The 22,851-nt window shown below is 68.3% G+C and carries 22 protein-coding genes; 10 read left to right on the plus strand and 12 right to left on the minus strand.

Features of this window, described 5'->3' with window-relative positions:
* Positions 1-217 precede the first annotated feature (217 nt).
* Positions 218-1,780 (plus strand): DNA polymerase Y family protein, encoded by a 1,563-nt coding sequence (locus HGK58_RS08880; protein WP_168627227.1) that lies wholly within the window; start codon positions 218-220, stop codon positions 1,778-1,780.
* Between the two features lie 19 nt (positions 1,781-1,799).
* On the plus strand, positions 1,800-5,204 hold the full coding sequence (locus tag HGK58_RS08885) for an error-prone DNA polymerase (RefSeq protein ID WP_168627228.1): 3,405 nt from the start codon (positions 1,800-1,802) through the stop codon (positions 5,202-5,204).
* Between the two features lie 24 nt (positions 5,205-5,228).
* On the opposite strand, the gene HGK58_RS08890 is transcribed toward HGK58_RS08885, so the two are convergent.
* Together HGK58_RS08890 and HGK58_RS08895 are read right to left on the minus strand one after the other, a co-directional pair.
* Complete coding sequence (locus tag HGK58_RS08890) at positions 5,229-5,423, minus strand: DUF1653 domain-containing protein (RefSeq protein ID WP_193509599.1); 195 nt, start codon at positions 5,421-5,423, stop codon at positions 5,229-5,231.
* An 8-nt stretch (positions 5,424-5,431) separates the two neighbouring features.
* Positions 5,432-5,827 (minus strand): DUF5997 family protein, encoded by a 396-nt coding sequence (locus HGK58_RS08895; protein ID WP_168627230.1) that lies wholly within the window; start codon positions 5,825-5,827, stop codon positions 5,432-5,434.
* 47 nt (positions 5,828-5,874) lie between these two features.
* Between HGK58_RS08895 and HGK58_RS08900 the strand changes: the two genes are divergently transcribed.
* Positions 5,875-6,498 (plus strand): LysR family substrate-binding domain-containing protein, encoded by a 624-nt coding sequence (locus tag HGK58_RS08900; protein ID WP_168627231.1) that lies wholly within the window; start codon positions 5,875-5,877, stop codon positions 6,496-6,498.
* 3 nt (positions 6,499-6,501) lie between these two features.
* Here the strand turns inward: HGK58_RS08900 and HGK58_RS08905 are convergent, their stop codons facing one another.
* Together HGK58_RS08905 and HGK58_RS08910 are read right to left on the minus strand one after the other, a co-directional pair.
* Complete coding sequence (locus tag HGK58_RS08905) at positions 6,502-8,268, minus strand: DEAD/DEAH box helicase (RefSeq protein WP_168627232.1); 1,767 nt, start codon at positions 8,266-8,268, stop codon at positions 6,502-6,504.
* A 162-nt stretch (positions 8,269-8,430) separates the two neighbouring features.
* The gene (locus tag HGK58_RS08910) at positions 8,431-8,709 is read right to left on the minus strand and encodes a GlsB/YeaQ/YmgE family stress response membrane protein (protein ID WP_168627233.1); all 279 of its coding nucleotides are present in this window, start codon (positions 8,707-8,709) and stop codon (positions 8,431-8,433) included.
* 182 nt (positions 8,710-8,891) lie between these two features.
* On the opposite strand from HGK58_RS08910, the gene HGK58_RS08915 reads away from it, so the two are divergent.
* Entirely contained in the window at positions 8,892-9,695 is an 804-nt protein-coding gene (locus tag HGK58_RS08915) for an SGNH/GDSL hydrolase family protein (protein WP_168627234.1), read from the plus strand.
* Here the strand turns inward: HGK58_RS08915 and HGK58_RS08920 are convergent.
* Positions 9,692-10,786, minus strand: coding sequence for an acyl-CoA desaturase (locus HGK58_RS08920; RefSeq protein ID WP_349236183.1), 1,095 nt, complete (start codon positions 10,784-10,786; stop codon positions 9,692-9,694). The two genes, HGK58_RS08915 and HGK58_RS08920, sit on opposite strands and share 4 nt — an antisense overlap.
* Positions 10,787-10,904: 118 nt before the next feature.
* Positions 10,905-12,125, minus strand: coding sequence for a D-alanyl-D-alanine carboxypeptidase (locus HGK58_RS08925; protein WP_168627235.1), 1,221 nt, complete (start codon positions 12,123-12,125; stop codon positions 10,905-10,907).
* Positions 12,126-12,167: 42 nt separating this feature from the next.
* On the opposite strand from HGK58_RS08925, the gene HGK58_RS08930 reads away from it, so the two are divergent.
* A complete protein-coding gene (locus HGK58_RS08930) occupies positions 12,168-13,109 on the plus strand; it encodes an aminoglycoside phosphotransferase family protein (RefSeq protein ID WP_168627236.1) in 942 nt (313 codons plus the stop codon).
* Here the strand turns inward: HGK58_RS08930 and HGK58_RS08935 are convergent.
* Positions 13,106-13,768, minus strand: a complete 663-nt coding sequence (locus tag HGK58_RS08935) for an alpha/beta family hydrolase (RefSeq protein ID WP_168627237.1) — start codon at positions 13,766-13,768, stop codon at positions 13,106-13,108. The two genes, HGK58_RS08930 and HGK58_RS08935, sit on opposite strands and share 4 nt — an antisense overlap.
* A gap of 124 nt (positions 13,769-13,892) precedes the next feature.
* Positions 13,893-14,693, minus strand: a complete 801-nt coding sequence (locus HGK58_RS08940) for an RNA methyltransferase (RefSeq protein ID WP_168627734.1) — start codon at positions 14,691-14,693, stop codon at positions 13,893-13,895.
* A gap of 87 nt (positions 14,694-14,780) precedes the next feature.
* On the opposite strand from HGK58_RS08940, the gene HGK58_RS08945 reads away from it, so the two are divergent.
* Genes HGK58_RS08945 through HGK58_RS08955 form a run of 3 tightly spaced genes read left to right on the plus strand, consistent with a single transcriptional unit; the run spans position 14,781 to position 16,807 of the window.
* Entirely contained in the window at positions 14,781-15,626 is an 846-nt protein-coding gene (locus tag HGK58_RS08945) for a Sir2 family NAD-dependent protein deacetylase (RefSeq protein WP_168627238.1), read from the plus strand.
* Between the two features lie 45 nt (positions 15,627-15,671).
* Positions 15,672-16,316 (plus strand): histidine phosphatase family protein, encoded by a 645-nt coding sequence (locus HGK58_RS08950; RefSeq protein WP_168627239.1) that lies wholly within the window; start codon positions 15,672-15,674, stop codon positions 16,314-16,316.
* Complete coding sequence (locus HGK58_RS08955) at positions 16,316-16,807, plus strand: YbaK/EbsC family protein (protein WP_168627240.1); 492 nt, start codon at positions 16,316-16,318, stop codon at positions 16,805-16,807. The genes HGK58_RS08950 and HGK58_RS08955 overlap by 1 nt, the downstream gene beginning before the upstream one ends.
* Here HGK58_RS08955 and HGK58_RS08960 read toward each other — a convergent pair.
* Both HGK58_RS08960 and HGK58_RS08965 read right to left on the minus strand, forming a co-directional pair.
* On the minus strand, positions 16,794-17,870 hold the full coding sequence (locus HGK58_RS08960; RefSeq protein ID WP_168627241.1) for a glycosyltransferase family 1 protein: 1,077 nt from the start codon (positions 17,868-17,870) through the stop codon (positions 16,794-16,796). The genes HGK58_RS08955 and HGK58_RS08960 overlap by 14 nt on opposite strands.
* A 5-nt stretch (positions 17,871-17,875) precedes the next feature.
* Complete coding sequence (locus tag HGK58_RS08965) at positions 17,876-18,769, minus strand: alpha/beta hydrolase (RefSeq protein WP_168627242.1); 894 nt, start codon at positions 18,767-18,769, stop codon at positions 17,876-17,878.
* Between the two features lie 118 nt (positions 18,770-18,887).
* Here HGK58_RS08965 and treS point away from each other — a divergent pair, with 118 nt between their 5' ends.
* Entirely contained in the window at positions 18,888-20,621 is a 1,734-nt protein-coding gene (gene treS, locus HGK58_RS08970) for a maltose alpha-D-glucosyltransferase (protein ID WP_168627243.1), read from the plus strand.
* Here the strand turns inward: treS and HGK58_RS08975 are convergent.
* Positions 20,593-21,666: a crosslink repair DNA glycosylase YcaQ family protein gene (locus HGK58_RS08975; protein WP_168627244.1), complete on the minus strand. Its 1,074-nt coding sequence runs from the start codon at positions 21,664-21,666 to the stop codon at positions 20,593-20,595. The two genes, treS and HGK58_RS08975, sit on opposite strands and share 29 nt — an antisense overlap.
* 131 nt (positions 21,667-21,797) lie before the next feature.
* On the opposite strand from HGK58_RS08975, the gene HGK58_RS08980 reads away from it, so the two are divergent.
* Positions 21,798-22,526: an exonuclease domain-containing protein gene (locus HGK58_RS08980; protein WP_168627245.1), complete on the plus strand. Its 729-nt coding sequence runs from the start codon at positions 21,798-21,800 to the stop codon at positions 22,524-22,526.
* Between the two features lie 72 nt (positions 22,527-22,598).
* Here HGK58_RS08980 and HGK58_RS08985 read toward each other — a convergent pair whose 3' ends face one another.
* The gene (locus HGK58_RS08985; protein WP_168627246.1) at positions 22,599-22,850 is read right to left on the minus strand and encodes a type B 50S ribosomal protein L31; all 252 of its coding nucleotides are present in this window, start codon (positions 22,848-22,850) and stop codon (positions 22,599-22,601) included.
* Between the last annotated feature and the right edge of the window lies 1 nt (position 22,851).

Genomic DNA, 22,851 nt, shown 5'->3' on the forward strand with positions numbered 1-22,851 from the left:
GCATGGGGGTCATCCTGCCACACGGGGTCGCGGGTTTCGATGGACCTGTCGGCAGTGTGATCAGCCTTAAGGCGCGAGCGCCGCGCGATTATGCGAGCGCGCCTGCAATATCGTGCGCGCTCGCACATTTGGACGGCGCTCGGCAGGCGGGTGGAAGGCGGCCGAACCTGAGCGTTTCCGCGTTGCGCTGCTCGAACAAAGGTTCGATAATTGGTGGATGAAGCAACCGATCCAGCCGCCGGGCACCGCGCCAGAGCGCGTCATGCTGCTCTGGTGCCCGGATTGGCCCGTGATCGCCGCCATCCGCACGCACGGGCTGAAACCGGATGCCCGGATCGCGCTGATCGAATCCGGTCGAGTGTACGCGTGCTCGGGATCCGCTCGCGCCGAAGGCGTCAAGCGCGGCCTCAAGCTGCGTGAGGCGCAAGCCCGCTGCCCCGACCTCATCGTGCAGCCCTACCGCGCCGACGAGGACGCCCGCGCTTTCGAACCGGTGCTCACCGCGATCGAGGAGGCCATGCCGGGTGTGCAGCCGCTGCGCCCCGGGGTGTGCGCCATCCGATCCCGCGGCCCAGCCCAGTTCTACGGCAGCGAGGAGGAAGCAGCGCTCTGGCTGCTCGACCACGTCGACGCGCTCGGCGTCCCGGCCAGCCGGGTCGGCATCGCCGACGGCGTGTTCACCGCGGAGCAGGCCGCGCGCAGCCCGCAACCGCAGCGCATCGGGATCGTGCCGGCCGGCGACGCGGCAACCTTCCTCGCTCCACTGCCGGTCAGCATCCTCGACGACCTCGCACTTACAGGGCTGCTGCGCCGGCTCGGTGTCTACACCCTCGGCGAGTTCGCCGCACTGCCCGCCGAGCTTGTGCTCGACCGCTTCGGCGACCCCGGCGCCCGGCTGCACTCGCTCGCCGGCGGACGCGACTCCCGCCCGGTCATCGCCCGCGTCCCACCGGACGAGCTCGACGCCTCGATCGACTTCGAACCGCCGCTCGACCGCGTCGACCAGGTCGCGTTCGGCGTGCGCGCGACGGCGGATGCCTTCATCCGCTCGCTCACCGACACGAAACTCGTGTGCACCGCGGTGCTCGTGCAGCTCGAGTCGGCGAACGGCGAACTGTCCGAACGCAGCTGGCTGCACCCGCGCTCGTTCACCGCGGCCGAGGTCGTCGACCGGGTGCGCTGGCAGCTGCAGGGCGGCAGCACCGAGACCGGGCTCTCCGCACCGATCGGGCGCGTGCGGCTCATCCCGGAGGCGATCGACTCGATCGGCAACCACGAGGAGGGGCTGTGGGGGTCCGGCCCGGACGAACGCATCCACCACGCCCTCTCCCGCGTGCAGTCGATGCTCGGCCGCACCGCGGTGCTCACCCCGGCGATCGGCGGCGGCCGCGCTCCGGCCGACCGGATGACGCTGGTCCCGTGGGGCGACCGGGTGCTGCACGAGCGCGAACCGGACCGCCCGTGGCCCGGGCGCCTGCCCGACCCCGCCCCGGCCACCGTGTTCGAGCCGCCGCGCCCTATCACCGTGTTCGCGGCATCCGGGGCCGAGGTCGCGGTCGACGACCGCGGCGGGCTCTCCGAACCGCCCGCCACGGTGAGCGCCGGCAGCAGCACCCTGCGGGTCGCAGCGTGGGCTGGACCGTGGATGGTCGACGAGCGCTGGTGGGATCCGGATGCCGCGAGCCGGGTCAGCCGATTCCAGCTGGTCGACGCGAGTGGGGTCGCCTGGCTGCTCTCGCTTGAGCACGGCCACTGGTGGGCAGAAGCGAGGTACGACTGATGTCTGACGGAGCACGCTGATGGGCTGGCAGAACCCCCCGATCCCCTGGTCCCAGTTCGAGCGGACCCTCTCCGGCAACCGGCAGGGACTGCCGCCGGTCGGCGCGGATGGCGGCGACAGCCCGGCATGGTCGCGTAAGCGCGCGCCGTTCCAGCCGACCGACATCGAACCGGTCAGCGGAACGGTCGTCCCGTACGCGGAGCTGCACGCGCACTCCAACTTCAGCTTCCTCGACGGGGCGAGCCAGCCCGAGGAACTGCTCGAGGAGGCCGCCCGCCTACGCCTGCACGGCCTCGCCCTCACCGACCACGACGGCTTCTACGGTGTCGTGCGGATGGCCGAGGCCGCCGAGACACACCCGCAGGTGAAGACCATGTTCGGCGCTGAGCTGTCCCTCGGGCTGCGCGCACCGCAGAACGGCGAGGCCGACCCGGATGGCACTCACCTGCTGGTGCTCGCCCGCAAACAGGAGGGCTACCACCGGCTCGCCGCCGCGCTCACCGCCGGGCAGCTCGCCGGCGGCGAGAAGGGCCGCCCGGTGTACGACCTCACCGACCTGGCCGACCGTGCCGCCGGGCACTGGCTGGTGCTCACCGGATGCCGCAAAGGCAGCGTCCGCCAAGCCCTCGCCGCTGAGGGCGAAGACGCGGCAGCGCGCGAACTGGCGACCCTGATCGACCTGTTCGGACGCGACAACGTCGTCGTCGAGCTCACCCACCATGGGCATCCGCTCGACGACGCCCACAACGACGTCCTCGCCGCGATCGCCGCCCGCACACGACTGCCGGTCGTCGCCACCGGCAACGTGCACTACGCCACCCCGGCACGGCACCACCTCGCCACCGCCCTCGCCGCGGTGCGCGCGCGCCGCAGTCTCGACGAACTCGACGGCTGGCTGCCGGCATCCGGAGCCGCCCACCTGCGCAGCGGCGCCGAGATGGCCGCGCTGTTCGACCGCTACCCGGGCGCGATCGAGCGCACCGTCGAGCTCGCCGACGACCTGTCGTTCCGGCTGCGGAGTCTCAAGCCGGGACTGCCGAAGCAGCAGGTCCCGGATGGTCACACGCCGATGAGCTGGCTGCGTCACCTGGTGTGGGAAGCGGTGCCGGTGAAGTACCCGAACCTGCCGGATGCCGACCGCGAGCGGATCGAACGCGAGCTCGCGGTGATCGAGCAGAAGGACTTCCCCGGCTACTTCCTGATCGTGCACGACATCGTGCGGGAGGCGCGCAGCCGCGGCATCCTGTGCCAGGGGCGCGGCTCGGCGGCGAACTCGGCGGTCTGCTACTTGCTGAACATCACCGCGGTGGATTCCATCTATTACAAGCTGCCGTTCGAGCGGTTCCTCTCCAGCATGCGCGACGAGGAGCCAGACATCGACGTGGACTTCGATTCCGACCGGCGTGAGGAGATCATCCAGTACGTCTACGAGAAGTACGGACGACAGAATGCCGCGCAGGTCGCCAACGTCATCAGCTACCGGCCGAAGATCGCGGTGCGCGACATGGCGAAAGCGCTCGGGCACTCCCCCGGGCAGCAGGATGCCTGGTCGCGGCAGGTGGAACGCTGGGGCGCGCTCGTCGAGAGCGGCGACCACGACATCCCGCAGCCGGTGATCGAGCTCGCGCAGCAGGTGCTGACCTTCCCCCGTCACCTAGGCATCCACTCCGGCGGCATGGTGCTCACCGACCGGCCGGTGGGCGAGGTCGCGCCGATCGAGCATGGCCGGATGGACGGCCGCACGGTGCTGCAGTGGGACAAGGACGACTGTGCCTGGATGGGGCTGGTCAAGTTCGACCTGCTCGGCCTCGGGATGCTCGCCGCGCTGCAGTACTGCTTCGACATGATCCGGGACTCGCTCGGCGAACAGTACGCGCTCGACACCATCCCCCGCGAGGAGGCCGCCGTGTACGACATGCTGTGCCGGGCCGACTCGATCGGAGTGTTCCAGGTGGAGAGCCGCGCGCAGATGGGGCTGCTGCCGAGGCTGCGACCGCGCTGCTTCTACGACCTCGTGGTGGAGATCGCGATGATCCGCCCCGGGCCGATCCAGGGTGGAGCTGTGCACCCGTACGTGCGGCGCCGGATGGGGCAGGAGCCGATCACCTACGCGCATCCGAAGCTCGTCGAACCGCTCGAGCGCACCCTGGGGATACCGGTGTTCCAGGAGCAGCTGATGCAGGTCGCGATGGCGGTCGGCGAGTGCAGCGCCGAGGACGCCGACTTGCTGCGCCGCGCGATGGGGTCGAAGCGCGGGGTCGAGCGCATCGAGTCGCTGCGCGAGAAGCTGTACGCCGGGATGGCCACCAACGGCATCACCGGCGAGGTCGCCGACGACATCTACAGCAAGATTCAGGCGTTCGCGAACTTCGGCTTTGCCGAGAGCCACAGCTTGAGTTTCGCGCTGCTGGTCTACGCGAGCTCATGGCTCAAGCTGCACTACCCGGCGGCGTTCCTCGCTGCGCTGCTGCGGGCACAGCCGATGGGGTTCTACTCCCCCGCGTCGCTGGTGTCGGATGCGCGGCGGCACGGCGTCGAGGTGCGCCGGCCCGACCTGGCGCTCTCGGGGGTGTCGGCCGGACTGGAGCCGATCGAGGCGGGTCCGGATGCTCGGGGCGCGGCATCCGGGAGCGACACCTGCCTCGGCGAGCAGCCGCCGATCCCGCCGTTCGACCCGCGCCTGCCACTGGACTTCAACGCGCACCGGCGCGACGCATCCGTCGCCGTGCGGCTCGGGCTCGCCGAGGTGAAAGGCATCGGCACCGAACTGGCGGAGCGCATCGTCGCCGAGCGGGACGCCCGCGGCGACTATCTGGACATGTCCGACCTGGTGCGGCGGGTCGGGCTCAGCACCGCGCAACTGGAGGCGCTGGCGGCAGCCGGCGCGTTCGAGGGCTTCGGCATGGGCATGCGCGAGGCGTTATGGGTCGCCGGGTCGGCGGCGCAGAACCGCGCCGAGTACCTGGAGGGGACGGTGATGGCGGTGCAGCCGCCGCTGTTCCGGATGCCGTCGGACTCGGAGCGGCTGGTCGCCGACCTGTGGGCGACCGGGCTCTCGACCGACGACCATCCGGTGAGGCACCTGCGGCCTCTGCTTGACGATCGCGGTGCGCTGTCGGCGGCGGAGCTGCTCGGCGCGGAATCGGGTCGGCGGCTCGAGGTCGGCGGGGTGGTGACACACAGGCAGCGACCGGCGACCGCGAGCGGCATCACGTTCATGAACCTGGAGGACGAAACCGGGCTGGTCAACGTGATCTGCAGCACCGGCGTGTGGAAGCGGTACCGGCGGGTCGCGCGGGAATCGCCAGCGCTCGTGGTGCGCGGCATCCTGGAGCGATCGGATGAGGGCGTCGTCAACATCGTCGCCGACCGGCTCGAGCCGCTGCTCGTGGCGCCGCACGTGAAGTCGCGGGACTTCCACTGACGGGTGTCTCTGTGACCAGCGCGACTAGTCCAGCGGGGTGAAGCGTTGCACCTCGGTGCCGTCGACCGTGGTCGTGCCGAAGAACATGTCCTTCGGCCGCACCCACAGCTCCCCCGCCGGTGACCGGTAGACGACGAGTTCCTCTTCCGTCTCGCTGTGCCGGGCGATGCCGATCACCTCGTAGACGTTGCCCTTGAAATGACGGTAGCGCCCAGGCATCCGGATGCTCAGTCCTGCCCGGCCTTGCGGCGTTCGGCGTCGCGTTCCTTCACCCGACGGTTCTCGGCGCGCACCGCAGCCTGAGTCGCGCGCTCCTGCACCAGCCATTGTGGTGGGCTCTCGAGGAGGGCCTTGATCTCCGCTGTCGTGAGCGCATCCGTCAACCCGCCGCGCGCGAGCCCGGCGATCGAGACGCCGAGCTTCGCCGCGACTACCGGACGCGGGTGTGGACCGTTCTTGCGCAGCTCCACCAGCCACTCCGGCGGCTCCGCATTCAGCGCGTTGAACTGGCCGCGGGTGATCGGCGCCGACTGGAGCTCCTCCGGCGTCGCCGGCAGGTAGACCCCGAGCTTCTTCGCCGCCGTGGCGGGCTTCATCATCTGGTCGTGCGCATCCGAGGTCATCCCGACAGCGTAACCTGAGACCACACCGGACGCAGGCGGGAGGCAGAGTGTTCAGGATCGCCTTCGTGCCCGGCGTGACCATCACCAAGTGGACCCGTGCGTGGGAAGAGCGCCGGCGCGACCCGCTGCAGGTGCTGCCGACACTGCCGAGCGACCAGGTTGCCGTGGTGCACCGCGGTGAGGCGGATGTCGCGTTCGTGCGGCTGCCGATCGACCGGGACGGCCTGAGCGTCATCCGGCTGTACACAGAGTCGCCGGTAGTGATTGCGACCAAGGACCACGCTTTCGAGGCCGCCGGCGAGCTGACCACCGCTGACCTCGACGGCGAGAACATGATCCAGGTCGGCGACGACCCGAAGGACGCCATTGAATTGGTCGCCGCGAACGTGGGGGTCGCGGTGCTCCCCCAGTCGGTCGCGAGGCTGCACGCGCGCAAGGACGTCATCGCGAGGCCGCTGACGGATGCGCCGGGCACCGACATCGCGATCGTCTGGCTGGCGGATGCCGAGACGCCAGACATCGAGGAGTTCGTGGGGATCGTGCGCGGGCGGACCGTGCGGAGCTCGCGCGGCCCGGGGGTTGCGCTACCCGCGCCGCAGAAGACCAAGTCGGCGAACGCGTCGAAGCGCCCCAGCCCGAAGCATCCGTCCCGCCGCCGTCGCTCCCGCTAGGAGTCAGCCGCGACGCAGGTAGTCGATCCGCGACTGCAATTGCGCCACGGTCGCTTGCCCCACCGGCGGACCGCCGCAACGGCGGCGCAACTCCGCGTGGATGTGCGCGTGCGGCTCCCCCGTGCGCTTCGCGCGGGATGCGACCAGCGAGTTGAGCAGCCCGCGCTGCTCCTTCAGGGTGCGGTACAGCGGCTTCGACTCCTGAACCCCGCGGTCAGCGCGCCGCCGCGACTGCCGAGCCTGCCGCTGCTGCAGCAGCTCCCGCACCTGCTCCGGTTCCAGGATGCCGGGCAGCCCGATGAAGTCGAGTTCCTCGAGGGTGCCGACGTCTGCAGCGAAGCCGAACTCGGCGCCGTCGAACAGTACCCGGTCGAAGTTCGCATCCGACTCGAGCGCCTTGAAATCGAACAAGTCGGCATCGGCGGATGCGCTCTCCGACGCGTTTGCCTCGTCGACCGCGTCGTCATCGAGCAGGATCTCCTCGAGCCCCTCGCCCGGCTGCCGATCCAGCGCATGGTCACGCTCCAGCTCCAGCTGCGAGGCCAGGTTCATCAGCTGCGGCACGCTCGGCAGGAAGATCGACGCCGTCTCACCGCGCCGCCGCGTGCGCACGAATCGGCCGACCGCCTGCGCGAAGAACAGCGGAGTCGATGCTGAAGTCGCGTACACGCCAACCGCCAGTCGAGGCACGTCGACTCCCTCAGAGACCATCCGTACGGCGACCATCCAGCGCGAGTCCCCTTGCGAGAACTCGGCGATCCGGTCGCTCGCGCCCTTGTCGTCCGACAGCACGACAGTCGGCTCCTCGCGCGTGATCTCCTTCAGCAGAGACGCGTACGCCTTTGCCGCGTAGTGATCGGTCGCGATCACCAGCGCCCCGGCATCCGGGACGTGGTGCCGAACCTCGGTCAGTCGGCGGTTCGCGGCACGCAGCACCGACGGGATCCACTCGCCCTCGGGGTTCAGCGCCGTGCGCCAGGCTTGCGCGGTGACGTCCTTGGTGTCGCCCTCGCCGAGCCGCGCCTCCATCTCGTCGCCAGTGCGGGTTCGCCAGCGCATCCGTCCGGCGTACGCCATGAAGATCACCGGTCGCACGACCCCGTCGGCGAGGGCGCGCCCGTAGCCGTAGCTGTAGTCGGCGCGGGAGGTGCGGATGCCCTGCTCGTCCGGGTAATAGGTGACGAACGGGATGGGCGCGGTGTCGGAGCGGAACGGGGTTCCGGTAAGCGACAGCCGACGGGTTGCCGGTTCGAATGCCTCACGAATGCCGTCGCCCCAGCTGAGCGCGTCACCGCCGTGGTGCACTTCGTCGAGGATCACAAGCGTGCGCGAGCCTTCGGTGAGGCTGCGGTGCAGCGCCGGACGCAGCGCCACTTGTGCGTAGGTGACAGCGACGCCGTGGTAGTGCCGCGCTTGCCGGCCGTGCGCGTTCCGGAAGCCCGGGTCGAGGCGCACACCGACGCGGTGTGCTGCATCCGCCCACTGCCGCTTCAGGTGCTCGGTCGGCGCGACGACCGTGACTCGGTCGATGGTGCGGCTTGCCAGCAGTTCGGTGACCAGCCGGAGCGCGAAGGTCGTCTTGCCTGCGCCCGGCGTTGCGGCGACAAGGAAGTCGCGGGGTTCGCGCTGGAAGTAGACCTCGAGGGCCTCGGCCTGCCAGGCGCGCAGCCGGTCCGCAGTACCGCGAGGCGCTCGACCCGGAAAGGCCGGTGAGAGGTGTTCTGCTGCCGAGGTTCCGACCGGGGGACGATGGATCGGGTCGGTGCTCACTGGATAGAACTTTACCGTGTCGCCACTGACACCAGTGGCCGGAGGTCTCGACAAGCTCGACCAGCGAGGGACGCTCGACCACCGAGAACGGAAGAGAGCGCCGCGACTTTCGTCAGCGGCGCTCTCTCCGTTCAGTCCGGTGTCACACCGGGCCGGGCGTGGTCACGCTCGGGTCGTGGTGCTTCCACTACGGCGGGTGATCAGGCCCCAGATCAGCAGCACGACGATCGCGCCGATGATGGCAATGAGCCAGGACTGGATGGACCAGAAGTCCTCGTACCCGATACCGAACAGCAGACCGCCCAGCCAACCACCGAGCAGTGCGCCGATGACACCGAGGATCAGGGTCGCCACCCATCCTCCCCCTTGACGTCCCGGCAGAATCAGCTTGGCGATAGCACCAGCGATCAGTCCGAGGATGATGAATGCGATCCAACTCATGACGACCTCCCAGTCGTTCAATTCGTCTTGCAGGGACCGAGTCTCGGTCGCCTTTGATAAGCGTGGCATGCCCCCCATACGGGGGCAACCGTTCGACACGGAGTCGCGGAATGTTCACAGGTGGGTGAATTTCGGGTCTGCTAGGGGGGATCCGGGCATTCCGATCTGGCAGTGTTGGGTGTATGTCTGCACAGCATCCGTGGTCGAGGTATATCGCGTTGGGAGACTCCTTCACGGAGGGAATCGGTGACCCTGAGCCGCGCAGCCCAGGCGGCCATCGCGGCTGGGCGGACCGTGTCGCGGAGGAGCTGAGCTCCCTCACCGAGGACTTCGCCTACGCCAACCTCGCCATCCGCGGCCGCCTGCTGCAGCAGATCATCGACGAGCAGGTCGAGCCGGCGCTCGAGTTGCGCCCCGACCTCGTTACCATCTCCGCGGGCGGCAACGACATCATTCGCCCCGGCACCGACCCGGATGACGTAGCCAGCCGGCTCGAAGCCGCCGCCGCGCGACTGCGCTCCAACGGTGCAACGGTTGTGCTGTTCACCGGACCGGATGTCGGCACTACGGCGGTGCTCGGACGCATCCGCGGCAAGGTGGCCATCTACAACGAGAACCTACGCACGATCGCCTTGCGCCACGACCTGGTCATCGCCGACATGTGGGCGCTGCGCGAGCTCAAGGACACCCGGATGTGGGCGCCTGATCGCCTGCACTTCTCCCCCACCGGGCACCACATGATTGCGCGCATGGTGCTCGACTCGCTCGGCGTCGAGCACGCGCTCGAGCCGTATCAGCCCGAGCCGCTGCCCGCCGTCTCCTGGCGTCAGGCGAAAATTCAGGACATCGGCTGGGCGCGCGAGTATCTCGTGCCGTGGGTGGTGCGCCGCATCCGGCACCAGTCATCCGGTGACGGAATCCTGCCGAAGCGCCCGGATGCGTCCCCGTTTCGCCACGCGATCAAGCCGGACGCCACCGACGCCTAGCGTCCGAACTGTGCCGCGGCCGGGCAGTCGAACGGATCGCGGCCAGCGGCAAGTCCGACCCTGTTCAGGTACCGGATGACGATGCCGTACGACTCCACGAGCGTCGTCTCGGTGAACGGGATGTTGTGGGTGGCGCAGTACTCGCGAGCGATCTCGTTCGCCTTGCGCAGGTGCGGCCTGGGCATGTTGGGGAACAGGTGGTGCTCGACCTGGTAGTTGAGGCCGCCCATGAAGGTGTCCATGAACCACCCGCCCTTGATGTTGCGGGACGTCAACACCTGGCGGCGCAGGAAGTCGACCTTGGAGTCGTGCGGCAGGATCGGCATGCCCTTGTGGTTGGGGGCGAAGGATGCGCCCATGTAGACGCCGAACACCGCGAGCTGCACGCCGAGGAAGGCAAACGCCATCCCCAGCGGCAGGAACAGGAAGATCACCGCGACATACGCGCCGACACGGGTGACGAGCATGGTTGCCTCTACCCAGCGGCGCTCCACCTTGCCGCGTGAGAACACCGTGCGGAAGCCGTGGATGTGCAGGTTGATGCCCTCGAGCAGCAGCGCAGGGAAGAACAGCCAGCCCTGACGGCGGGTGGCCCAGCCGTACAGCCCCTTGGCTCGAGCGGCATCCGTCTCGGTGAACGAGATGAAGTCGCGCTCGATGTCGGGGTCCTTGCCGAGGATGTTCGGGTTGGCGTGGTGACGGCTGTGCTTGGTCATCCACCACTGGTAGCTGATGCCGACGAACAGGTTCGCGAGCGTACGTCCGGCGCGGTCGTTGGCGGGGCCGGAGGCGAACACCTGACGGTGGGCGGCCTCGTGCGCAAGGAACGCGTACTGGGTCAGGATGACGCCGAGCGCCCCAGCGATGAGCAACTGGAACCAGCTGTCACCGAGCAGGATGAATCCGGTGACCGCACCGCCGAGTGCGAGCGTGATGCCGGAGAACATCAGCCAGTAGAAACCGGTGCGGCGCCGCAGAAGGCCCGCATCCCTAATGGTGTGAAGAAGGGCCGAGTACTCGGATGTCGAGTTTCCCCGACCTCCGCCCGGCCTCGTCTTCGTGAACGTCACTGTTGGCGTTGCAGAGGTCACGGAACCCTCGTTTCACTAGGTACAACCAGAAGCCCTAGCGAAGCGGATGCCGATTGAAGAATGTGAAGCCAGCCTATGGGCGGTTGCTGGGAATATGTCTCGCCACGCGGAATATGTCCTATCCGAACAGTTCGGCAGGGTTGGTCAGCCGCCAGAGCGCATCCGGTGGGCCGATCGAAGAGTCGAGCACGAGCGGCACTGAGAGGTGTGTGGTGCCCACCTGCACCGCGAGTCTGCCCACTCGGTCCCCTGCGGCGCCGTCGCGCACCTGGTCGGCCACAACGTCGTAGGACACCGGCGTGCCGCGCCAGGTCACGACCGTGTAGGTCTCGCCGGCAACAGCGCTCGCATGCTGGCCCCACGGCGTCACGTAGTCGGCGAACCGGGCGCCGGCCTCGACGACGTCGAGCTCGACGAATCCGGATGTCGCACTCGCCAGCAGCGAACGCACGGACTCACGCACCGCATCCGGGTCCTCGCCGCCCATTACGACCCCGACGAGTTGCACGGTCTGATGACCGACCGGCAGGTCAGCGGAGAACAGCAGGTTCGACTGGTCGAGGCGTCCGGTCTTGATTCCGTCGACGCCGAATTCACCCAGCAGCTTGTTGGAGTTCTCGAGCTCTTCGAAGCCGGGAACCGTTGTACTTGCTGTCGCGACGATCTCGGCGATGACCGGATCGGCGAGGGCGAGCTTGCCGAGCTGGATGAGGTCAGTCGTCGTGCTGACGTTCGCGGGGTCAATGCCGGTCGGTTCCACCACGCGTGTGTCCGGCATCCCGTTGCGCTGCAGCCAGGACGTTGCAGCGGCGACGAACTCGTCGTTGAACCCGAACGCCCAATCCGCGAGCGATGCCGCGTAGTTGTTGGCGGAGGTGATGAGGGTGAAGTCCAGGACCTGACGCTGGGACAGCGTGAGACCGGACCACACCGGCTTGGTGCCGCCGCCGAGCCGCTGGTAGTGGCCGATGAGGGCTTGGTCGTTCGCAGTGAACCTGATCTGCTCTCCGCTCTCGCCGGGCGCCAGCGGCTTCGTCTCGAGCACGACCAGGCTCGTGATGACCTTGGTGATGCTGGCCATCGGCAGGGATTCGCTGGAGCCACCGGATGCGAGTACACCCGGATAGCCGACCGCGCCGATCGCGCTCGCCCCGTAGGCGGGCCAGGTCAACTCCACCGCGGGTTCGTGGATCGCATCAGCCGCCGTCAATTGTGGGGCGATCGCGTCGACCGGGGCGAGCAAGGTGAGCGGTAGGTAGGCGCTCGCGGTGATCAGCGCGAGCACGCCACCGACAACGCCGAACCGGCGACGAATGTACGTCGCGCGGGTTGGTGCCATGCATTCATCTTATGAGCGGGGTTCCGCCCTTATGCTCGCTGAATGGATCCCCAGCCTTTCGATCAGGTTGCCATGGCCGCCTACCCAGACAAGTCCAGCTGGCAGACGGTGGCCGGTGAACTGCTCCTCGACACGCTGAGCCGCTGGAAGCTTGCGCTGGCCGGCTCGCACGAGGGTGGGCGCGCGGGCATCGTCGTCGAGGTCGTGCAGGAGGACGGCACACCCGCGGTGCTGAAGATCGGTGTCCCGCACGAGGAGGGACGCTGGGAAGCTGTCGCGTTGGCAGCCTTCCCGAAGGGAACCGCCCCGCAGTTGCTCCGGCAGGATGCGACGACCTGGGCGCTCCTGCTCGAAAGCGTCCGGCCCGGCACTCCCCTGCGAGACGCGGGACTCGACCCGATGGAGGCTCTGACGATCGGAGGGACGCTGCACGGGCGCATCGCGTCGTCCTCCCCAGTGCGCGGCAGCACGCTGCCCCGCGTCTCCGACTTCGCGGCGTCCGGTGCGCTGCGCATGCGCGACAGGATCGCCCGCGAAGCCGACCTGTTCGAGCGCCTTGAGATCGAGCCGGAGCCGCTGCACCGTGCTGCCGATGAACTGCTCAGACTCGCGGACCTGTCGACTGCTGGTGCGCTAGTGCACGGCGATTTCAACCCTGGCAACATCGTGCACTCGATGGATGACGACAGCGAACGCTGGATGGTCATCGACCCGAAGGGCATGGTCGGCGACCCGGCCTATGACCTCTGGCCGCTCGTGACCCAGCTCGGCGATCCGCTGAACGACCCGGATCCGGCCGGCCGCCTGTCCGAGCAGCTCATGGTGGCCGCGAACGCTGCCGGATGCGATCCGCGCCGGACCGCGGAATGGGCCTTCGCCCGAGCCGGTCAGGTCACAGTGTGGTTCGCAGAGGACGGCGACTACGACCTCGCGCGCAACGAGGCCCGTGTGCAGGCGCTGTGGGCCGAGGTGCTCGCCGGCTAGCTGCCGCTGGCGTGCCCGCGGACGAACGCGGCGACCGAGGGCGCGAGCGAAGCGCCGACCTGCGCCGGGGTGCGCTTGATGCCCGCAACCTCGAAGGAGTGCCCGCCGCCCTCCACCCACTCGAGCAGCGCGCTGGCGCCGATGCGACCCACGACGCCATCGAGCAGCTCGGGCGTCGCGAAGGGGTCCTTGGTCCCCTGCAGGAAGAGCATCGGCACTCGGATGCCGTACAGGTGCTCGTCGCGCAATGCCTCCGGCTTGCCAGGCGGATGCAGCGGATAGCCGAGGTACACCAGGCCGGCAGCGGGCATGCCCTCTGCGACCGCCATCGACGCCATCCGCCCGCCGTACGACTTGCCGGCTGCAAGCACGGGCAACCCGGCCGACTCGGTCTCCGCCCAGCGCAACGCATCGCGCCAGGCGGCGATCGCGTCGGCCGGGCGGCCGGGCATCCGTCGTCCGGCTTCTCGGTACGGCAGGTTGAACCGCAGGGTCGCGACACCGTCGGCGTTGAGCGCGTCGCTGAAGCCGACCAGGAACGGGTGGTCATAGCCGGCCCCGGCTCCGTGGGTCACGGCAATGACCGCCCAGGCGTCGTCCGGTCGCTCCCAGACGGCCGAGACACTCGCGTCGCCCACAGGAACCCTGATCTCGGTCACTCGTCCATTCTCCCCCGCCACAGTTGGCGATCCTTGTCGAGATACGTCGCGCGGGTGATCCTTTCACGCGCGGGTCAAATTCGACCGGCGCATGAAAGTTCGACCCGCGCGAGCGCGATCAGTGTCAGACCCGCAGCTCCCACAGCGCCACCGCGCTCGCCGCCGCCACGTTGAGCGAGTCCACGCCCCGCAGCATCGGGATCGTCACCACCGTGTCGGCCTCCGCGATCGCCTTGCGCGTGAGCCCGTCGCCCTCGGTGCCGAGCAGCAGCGCGACCCGCTCCGGCGCGTTGGCGGCGTACTCGTCGAGCGGCACGGCGCCGTCCTCGAGTGCGAGCGCAGCCAGTTGAAAGCCGGCCGCGCGCAGGGGTGCAGCGCCGTCCGGCCACCACGGGATGCGTGTCCACGGCACCTGCAGCACCGTGCCCATGCTCACGCGCACACTGCGCCGGTACAGCGGATCCGCGCAGCGCGGCGTCACCAGCACCGCGTCGGCGCCCAGCCCGGCCGCCGCGCGGAAGATCGCGCCGACGTTCGTGTGATCGGCGATGTCCTCAAGCACCACGACGCGCCGCGCATACCGGAGCAACTCCTCCACCGCGGGCAGCTCAGGGCGGTGCATCGCCGCGATAGCGCCGCGATGCAGATTGAAGCCCGTGATCGACTCGAGCACCGCAGCGTCGGCGACATACACCGGCACGTCGAAGCCGTCGAGCAGCGGCTCAAGCTCGGGCAGCCACTGTTCCTGAAGCAGGACCGACCTCGGGCGATGCCCGGCGGCGAGTGCACGCGTGATGACCTTGGTCGACTCGGCCAGGTAGAGGCCGCCTGCCGGCTCAAGCTTCCGCCGCAACGCGACGTCGGTGAGGCTCGTGAAGTCGGCGAGCCCCGGCTCGCTCAGGTCGGTGATTCGGATGATGCGCAGCGGCTTCTCCTCATAGCTTCAGCGGCGCAAGGAACAACCCGCCCGCTCTCGCGTTTACTCTAGGGACATTCGCTAGAGAGGTTTCCATTGACTGCCCCCGCACCAAACCCGATCGAGTCCGATGGTGGCCTCGACGCCGTGCTCGAAGTGCTGCAGGGGCGCAAGCTGGCCATCCTCACCGGCGCAGGACTCAGCACCGACTCCGGCATCCCCGACTATCGCGGGGCTGGCGCACCGCCGCGGAACCCCATGACGTTCCAGCAGTTCCTCGCCGACGAGGACTACCGCAAGCGCTACTGGGCTGGCAGTCACCTCGGCTGGCAGCGCTTCAGTTCGGTCACCCCCAACGCCGGCCACCGCGCGGTAGCGGCTTTGGAGGCATCCGGGGTCGCCACGGGCGTCATCACCCAGAATGTCGACGGCCTGCACCGCCGTGCGGGGTCGCTGCGGGTCATCGAACTGCACGGCAGCATGGATCGTGTGCGCTGCCTCGACTGCGGCCAGTTCTACTCGCGCAGGGACATCGCCTCTCAGCTCGCGCACCGCAACCCGTGGCTGGACCGGGTTACAGAGCGTGAGCTCGGCCCTGATGGCGACGTGATCATCGAGGACCCGTCCGCGTTCGACGTTCCGGTGTGCGGTGTGTGCGGCGGCATGCTGAAGCCCGACGTCGTCTACTTCGGCGAGTTTGTGCCGTCGGCGCAGTTCCGGGCCGCCAGCGCGATCATCGGTGCGGCCGATGCGCTGCTGGTCGCCGGGTCATCGCTCGTCGTGAACTCCGGGATGCGTTTGCTCGACCAGGCGATCAAGCGCGGCCACCCCACGGTGATCGTCAACCGGGGGCCCACTAAGGGCGATCCACGAGCAACGGTTAAGCTGGACGCAGGGACCTCCGAGGTGCTGACCGTTCTGGCCAAGGAACTTCGCGGCTGAAAAAGGCACTCACGTCCCGACGCGACCGGAAGGACGTTGATAGGGATGACGACGCTGATCTACCTCGTGCGGCACGGCGAGACCGACTGGAACCAAGTTCACCGCATTCAAGGCAGTTCCGACATCCCACTGAACGACAACGGGCGCGCACAAGCCAGCAGGGCGGGAGCCCTGCTCGCCCGCCGAAGCTGGGACGGCATCTACTCAAGCCCTCTCGGGCGGGCGATGGAGACCGCGACCATCATCTCTGACCGGCTCGACCTCGGCGACCCGACTCCCCTGCCATCCATGGTCGAACGCCACTACGGCGAGGCCGAGGGGCTGACCAACGACGAGGTCGCCGAACGGTATCCCTCGTACGCGCCGGTGCCGGGGCGGGAGTCGCGGGAAGAGGTCATCGCCCGCGTCATGGCGACCCTGAGCACGCTGGCCAAGGAGCGCCCCGGCGAGCACCTCATTGTCGCCACCCACGGCGGTGTCATCCGCGCCACGCTGCTCGCGGTGGGAGCGGACATCGACCGCAGCATCCCGATCACGAACGGCTCCATCCACAGCTTCCGCCGGATCGACGGCGGCTTCCAACTGCTCGCCTTCAACGACCCGATCGAGGTTGCATCCGTTGTTCCCGGCGACGAGGGCATCGAGGAGCAGAACGTCATCGAGGGCCGCGAAGAGAAGGTGGCCGGCTGATGGCGGCGCTCGACCGCTTCCTCACCCGGCTCGAGCAGCTCGGTGTCGAGCTGGACGTCCGGGAGATGGACAGCAGTACCCACACGGCGGCGGATGCTGCTGCCGCCGTCGGCGTCCAGGTCGGGCAGATCGTCAAGAGCCTGCTCTTCATGGCCGACGGTGAGCCGCTGCTCGTGCTGGTTTCCGGACCGAACCGGGTCGATACCGCGGCTCTCGGGAAGCGCCTCGGCACCCCGGTGACCATGGCGGACGCCAAGCGCGTGCGCGAACTGTCCGGGTTCAGCATCGGCGGGGTGCCGCCGTTCGGCCACCCGGCGCCGCTGCGCACAATCGTCGATCCCGACCTGCTGAGCTACGACGAGGTGTGGGCGGCCGCCGGGTCAGCGACAACCGTGTTCGGCATCGAGCCGTCGCGACTTCTCGAGCTCACCCGCGGAGAGGTGCTGCCGGTCGGGGCAGACAGCGGCGCCGAACGCGTCAGCGCCGACTAGGTTCGCGTCGCTCGTCAACGAGCGAGGTCGCGAGTTCGAGCAGGGTCGCCGCGGACGCCTGCCAGGTGTACTCCCCCGCGCGCTGCAGCGAGAGCTCTGAGCGGCGCTTCCACTCCGCGGTGTCCTCGAGCGTGCGCACCTGCGCGGCGAACGCGGCCGGGTCGTCCGGGTTAGCGAACAGCGCTGCGTCGCCCCCGACCTCGCGGAACACCTCAATGTCGCTGCAGACCACCGGCGTGCCGTGCGCCATCGCCTCGATCAGCGGGATGCCGAAGCCCTCATCCCGCGACGCGGTGAGCAACGCGGTGGCGGATGCCAGCAGTTCGGCGTACTGCTCATCACTCACGCCGTTCAGGAACTCGATGCTGCCCGCGGGGGCCAGCGCAGAAAGGCGTGCGCGGTCGCGATCGGTGACCTTGCTGAGCAGTTGCAGCCGGTAGCCGGGAAGGAGCGAGACCGCACGCGCGAGCGTTTCCGCGTTCTTGTACGGCATGAACGAGCCCATGTAGACGAGAGTCCGCTCGCGCGGCCGCGGCGGGGTGGTCGCCGGGTCAACGGCGCTGGAGATGACCGTGATCGGCAGCTGGGTCAGGCGCGCCTCCTGCAGCTCCCGCTTGGCGGTGTGCGAGCCGGTCACGATCGCATCCGCTCGACGCAGCGCCCACCGCTGCGGTGCGAAGCTGAAGTGGTACGCCCGCCAAATGAGCCTCACGATCCAGGGCAGGTTCCGCGGCGGCGTGCGATGCCGGTAGTAGATCAGGTCGTGCACAGTGAGGATCAGCTGGTACTTCGCGCCGGTGCCGCCCATCGTCTGCATGGGGCAGAACACCACATCCGGATGCTCATCGTTCAGGTAGCGCGGCACCCACGGCTCGCTGAGTTTCGTCGGATCCGGCCCGAGAATCCAAGGCAGGTCGGGCAGGTTCGCCAGCTGGCGCTCGTCGCTGATGAACATCGTCACCGGATGCAGCTGGGCCAGCGCCCCGACGATGCCCGCGGTGTACCGGCTGATGCCATCGTGCCGCCCGATGCGGGTGTAGCGGCAGTCGAAGACGATCTTCACGTGGTTTACTTCAGCGCGTCGACGAAGTCACGGATGGCGTCGGCGGCTCGTTCCGGCACCTCGTAGTGGATGAGGTGGCCGACTCCGCCGAGCACCCGCAGCGTTGCATCCGGGAATCGCTCCTGCAGCGTGTACTGGGCGGAGACGGGCGTGATGTCGTCCAGTTCGGCGGCGACCAGCAGTGTTGGCACGGTGATCCGTTCGGCGTACTCGCTGACGTCGGCTGAGATCGACGCGTCGAAAGCCTCGACGACGGTGTCCCGGTCGCTGAAGTTGTTGAAGTAGGTGTGGTGCTGATCGTGGATCCACCTGCGCAGGTCACGATCCTTGGTCTTCACAAGGTTGGAGCTCATGAACTGCACGATCATCCGGTTGCGCAGCAGCGCATCGCCGAGCCGCGTCGGCAGCTTGGATGCTGCACGGTAGTAGCCGACGGTGAGCGCGGTGGCGAACTTGCGCGGCCCGTCGAGGCCGGGCATCGCGATCGGGTTGATCAGCATGAGCGCGGGCGCCTGCATCCCGGACGCGAACGCGTGGGAGGTGACGATCGTGCCGAACGAGTGGCCGAGGATGAGCGCCTCTCCCGTCAGGCCGAGGTCGTCGACGAACGCCTGGAACCACTTCGCGTAGCCGTCGATGCTGTGCGGCACCTCGGTCAGCGGCGTGGACTCTCCGAAACCGGGCAAGTCGGGTCCGATGAACCGGATGCCGGGAAGGTGGGCGATGACCGGCTCCAGGCCGTGGTGCTCGCCGCGGTAGCCGTGCGCGACGACGACGGTGTGCTCGGCGTCCGGGTCGCCGTACTCCCAGTAGCGGGTGGTGCTGCCGAGCACCTCGGTCTCCCGACGGCGGATCGGGATGGACGCGAGGCGCGTTGCGTAGGGCGAAGTGACACTCATCCGCTCCAGTCTAGGGAGTGGCCGCCGATGATCAGGGCCGCAGGAACGTTGCTTAGACTCTCTGGGACGAAGCGCGCCCTTCGCCAACTCCCACAGACAACCCTTCGAGAGGAACCTCGTGAGCTTCACCGCGCCGATCCAGCTGCCCGGTCTGACCCTGGACCCACTCTGGTACCGCCGCTCGGTGTTCTACGAGGTGCTCGTGAGGGGATTTGTCGACTCGAACGGTGACGGCACTGGCGACCTCGCCGGGCTGATCTCCCGGCTCGACTACCTGCAGTGGCTCGGCGTCGACGCACTGTGGATCCCGCCGTTCTTCAACTCGCCGCTGCGGGACGGTGGCTACGACGTCTCGGACTACCGGTCGATTCTGCCCGAGTTCGGCACCCTCGACGAGTTCCAGGAGCTCGTCACCAAGGCGCACGAGCGCAACATGCGGATCATCATGGACCTGCCGCTGAACCACACCTCGGACCAGCACGAATGGTTCCAGCAGTCCCGGTCGGATCCGGATGGCCCGTACGGCGACTACTACGTGTGGAGCGACACCGACGAGAAGTGGCCGGACATCCGGATCATCTTCACTGACTACGAGGAGTCGAACTGGGCATTCGACTCTGAGCGCCGGCAGTTCTACTTCCACCGGTTCTTCTCGCACCAGCCCGACCTCAACTACAACAACCCGGCGGTCGCCGAGGAGATCTTCGAGATCACGCGGTTCTGGCTGTCGATGGGCGTTGACGGTCTGCGGCTCGACGCGGTGCCGTACCTGTACGAGTCGGACGAGGGCAACGGTGAGGGCGAGCCCCCGACGCACGAGTTCCTGAAGAAGCTGCGGAACCTGGTCGACACGGAATTCCCGGGCAGAGTGCTGATCGCCGAGGCCAACCAGTGGCCGCGCGAGGTCGCAGCGTTCTTCGGCACCGATGAGGAGCCGGAGTGCCACATGGCCTTCGACTTCCCGGTGATGCCGCGCATCTTCTACTCGCTGCGCTCGCAGCAGGCGGACGAGCTGGTCCGGGTGCTGTCGGAGACCACCGACATCCCGGAGACCGCGGGGTGGGGCATCTTCCTGCGCAACCACGACGAGCTGACCCTCGAGATGGTCTCCGAGGAGTACCGCCAGGCGATGTACGGCTGGTACGCCTATGACCCGCGGATGCGTGTCAACGTCGGCATCCGGCGGCGCCTGGCCACGCTCCTGGACAACTCGCGCGCGGAGCTCGAGCTGGCGCACGCCCTGCTGTTCTCGCTGCCGGGCAGCCCGTTCCTCTACTACGGCGACGAGATCGGGATGGGCGACAACATCTGGCTCCCCGACCGTGACGCCAGCCGCACGCCGATGCAGTGGACGCCGGACCGCAATGCGGGCTTCTCCTCCGCGGACCCAGGCAAGCTGTACCTGCCGGTGGTGCAGTCGCTCGTCTACAACTACTCGCTCGTGAACGTGGAGTCGCAGCTGGCCCAGTCCCGCTCGCTGCTGCACTGGGTGCGCAATGTCATTCACGTGCGGAAGGCGCATCCGACCTTCGGCCTCGGCTCGATGACGGTCGTCGACTCCGATCACGAATCGGTGCTCGCGTTCGTACGCTCGTACGAGGGGGCGGCCAGCGGCACGCAGTTCGGGGATGCGCCGGAGAACGTGCTGTGCGTGTTCTCGTTCGCGCATAACCCGATCTCGGTGACCATCCGGGCGCCGGAGCATGCGGGCAGCGACCTCTACGACCTGTTCGGCGGCGCCAAGTTCCCGGCGTTCGACGAGAACGGCGAGGTCACCATCACGATGGGCTCGCAGCAGTTCTTCTGGCTGCACATCGGCACACCTAGCCGAGGATTGCCTCGAACCGCGTGATCGCGGCAGCCAGCTGATCGGCCGGCGCCGCCTGCGCTCCCTCGAACCAGTCGATCGAGACTCCGTCGTCGCCGAGGGACCACGTGCCGGACACGACCCCGTCCGTGATGACCAGATTGGCGCCGCGGCTCACCGCCTCGCGGTGCGCTGACGGGACGATGCTGGTGTCGGCCGTGCCGGGGCCGAGCACCCACTGGTCGAAGGCGGGCAGGAGCCGGACCGATGGGGTCTCGGGCGTCGACAGCAACTCGTCGACGTCGTCACCGAGCACATGCGCGGCCGTGCCCTCAACGTCGATCGGCACGAGCCGGCCGCCGAGGTCGGCGATCCACTTCGTGATGCGCCTGCCGACACCCAGGCCATCGCCCAGCCAATAGTCCAGATTGGAGCGGGTCGCCGGTCCGTACGCGCGGAAGTACGCCTCCACCGCGCGGATACCGGCATCCTGCAGGTCGGGGATTCCCGCCCAGCGCGGGTTGGAGGTGAGGTTCTGCAGCGTCGGATGCCCGTCCCGTGATGCTCCGACACTGAGTTCGCCCTGCCACGCGACGGCCTTCAGAAGCGTGCGTGGATCCGCCGCGAAGACAAAGTCGAGGTGCGCAAACTTCGGTACCGCGGTGATCTTCCGGCCTAGTTCGGCGAAGGTGAGCGGCTGGTCGGCCAGCGCTTCCCGCACCACTTCCAGGAACGCGGGCCAGTCGCCGGGAGCAAGCCCGTAGAAGGTCCGCCAGCTTGCGCGTTCCCACATCCGCCCGGCCGCTCGCAAAGCCAGATAGACACCGCCATCCTCAGGCGTCAGCAGGTGGGTTGCTCCGCGGAAGGTGAACGTCTTGATGAGCTCGCCGTTCGCGAGGGCTGCTGCCACTTCACCCGGCCTGGAGCGCTCACGTCTGACGCGAATTGCGAGTTCTGCAGCGGAGTCGGTGCCGGCCGGTATCGCGCCCAAGCGCCGCACGACGCCCGCCACGGACTCCGTGCCGACCGGCTGGAGCAGGTGCCGCTGCATCCGCCATGCGAGGGCTCGCGCTCGAGTGACTGACACCATTGGCCCGTTTTACCGCATCCGCCCTCGTCGAGACTGCACAAACCGGCGTTATCGCGCTCCTTTACGCACTTTCATGCAGTCTCGGCGGGTGCTCCCGGGGCGTGCCGGTGGTCGCCCCTAGCCTTAGCCCCATGGCAGGCAATTGGTATGACATCCTCGGAGTTTTCGACCTTGAGACGACCGGAATAGATGTCGATACCAGTCGCATCGTCACCGCGAACGTGAGCGTCATCGGCCCGGACGGCGGCGTGCTGGAGCGCACCGACTGGATGGCCGACCCGGGCGTGCCGATACCGCCGCAGGCGACCGCCGTGCACGGCATCACCACCGAGCGCGCCCAGCACCAGGGCAGGCCAGCCGTCGAGGTGGTGGAGGAGATCATCGACGCGCTGCGCCGCATCCTGGACCGCGGCATCCCGGTGGTCGTCTACAACGCTCCGTACGACCTGAGCCTGCTGAACCGCGAAGCGGTGCGGTACGGCATCGAGCCGCTGCGCGACCCGTGCCCGATCATCGACCCGCTCGTGCTCGACCGCGCCGTGGACCGGTACCGCAAGGGCAAGCGCACCCTCGAGGTGGCGTCGCTCGTCTACGGGGTCATCCTCGACTCGGCGCACGACGCTGGCGCCGACGCCATCGCGGCCGGCCGTGTGGCGCAGGCGATCGCGCGCCAGTACAGCGATCAGCTGGGTGACGATGTGCTGGCGCTGCACGATTCGCAGGTCGGCTGGTGCCGTGATCAGGCCGCGAGCTTCCAGGAGTACATGCGCCGCGTGAAGGACCCCGCGTTCACCGCGGACGGGTCCTGGCCGGAGCGGGTCGCTGCACCGCTCGCGCGCGAACTCGACCCGATCGTCTGACGAGACGAAAGCGCAGGTTAACGACGAGAGCCGGATGCCCGAAGGCATCCGGCTCATCGCCTGACGTGCTGATTAGGAGCCGAAGCCCTTGTAGCGCGTGTTGAACTTCTCGACGCGGCCTGCGCTGTCGAGGATGCGCTGCTTGCCCGTGTAGAACGGGTGCGACTCGCTGGAGATCTCGACGTCGATCACCGGGTAGGTGGTGCCGTCTTCCCACTCGATCGTCTTGTCGCTCGACACGGTCGAGCGGGTGAGGAACGTTGCACCGGATGCGAGGTCACGGAAGACCACGGGCGCATAGTTCGGGTGGATGTCAGACTTCATG

The sequence above is a fragment of the Cryobacterium sp. BB307 genome, from assembly GCF_012274275.1.
Classification (GTDB): Bacteria; Actinomycetota; Actinomycetes; order Actinomycetales; family Microbacteriaceae; genus Terrimesophilobacter.

Coding starts and splice junctions, on each gene's coding strand:
- HGK58_RS08910 (WP_168627233.1), bottom strand. CDS start 8,709: ATGAGTTGGATCGCATTCATCATCCTCGGACTGATCGCTGGTGCTATC.
- HGK58_RS08980 (WP_168627245.1), top strand. CDS start 21,798: ATGGCAGGCAATTGGTATGACATCCTCGGAGTTTTCGACCTTGAGACG.
- HGK58_RS08925 (WP_168627235.1), bottom strand. CDS start 12,125: ATGGCACCAACCCGCGCGACGTACATTCGTCGCCGGTTCGGCGTTGTC.
- HGK58_RS08885 (WP_168627228.1), top strand. CDS start 1,800: ATGGGCTGGCAGAACCCCCCGATCCCCTGGTCCCAGTTCGAGCGGACC.
- HGK58_RS08915 (WP_168627234.1), top strand. CDS start 8,892: ATGTCTGCACAGCATCCGTGGTCGAGGTATATCGCGTTGGGAGACTCC.
- HGK58_RS08975 (WP_168627244.1), bottom strand. CDS start 21,666: ATGGTGTCAGTCACTCGAGCGCGAGCCCTCGCATGGCGGATGCAGCGG.
- HGK58_RS08880 (WP_168627227.1), top strand. CDS start 218: ATGAAGCAACCGATCCAGCCGCCGGGCACCGCGCCAGAGCGCGTCATG.
- HGK58_RS08985 (WP_168627246.1), bottom strand. CDS start 22,850: ATGAAGTCTGACATCCACCCGAACTATGCGCCCGTGGTCTTCCGTGAC.
- HGK58_RS08950 (WP_168627239.1), top strand. CDS start 15,672: ATGACGACGCTGATCTACCTCGTGCGGCACGGCGAGACCGACTGGAAC.
- HGK58_RS08965 (WP_168627242.1), bottom strand. CDS start 18,769: ATGAGTGTCACTTCGCCCTACGCAACGCGCCTCGCGTCCATCCCGATC.
- HGK58_RS08895 (WP_168627230.1), bottom strand. CDS start 5,827: ATGACCTCGGATGCGCACGACCAGATGATGAAGCCCGCCACGGCGGCG.
- HGK58_RS08955 (WP_168627240.1), top strand. CDS start 16,316: ATGGCGGCGCTCGACCGCTTCCTCACCCGGCTCGAGCAGCTCGGTGTC.
- HGK58_RS08930 (WP_168627236.1), top strand. CDS start 12,168: ATGGATCCCCAGCCTTTCGATCAGGTTGCCATGGCCGCCTACCCAGAC.
- HGK58_RS08890 (WP_193509599.1), bottom strand. CDS start 5,423: ATGCCTGGGCGCTACCGTCATTTCAAGGGCAACGTCTACGAGGTGATC.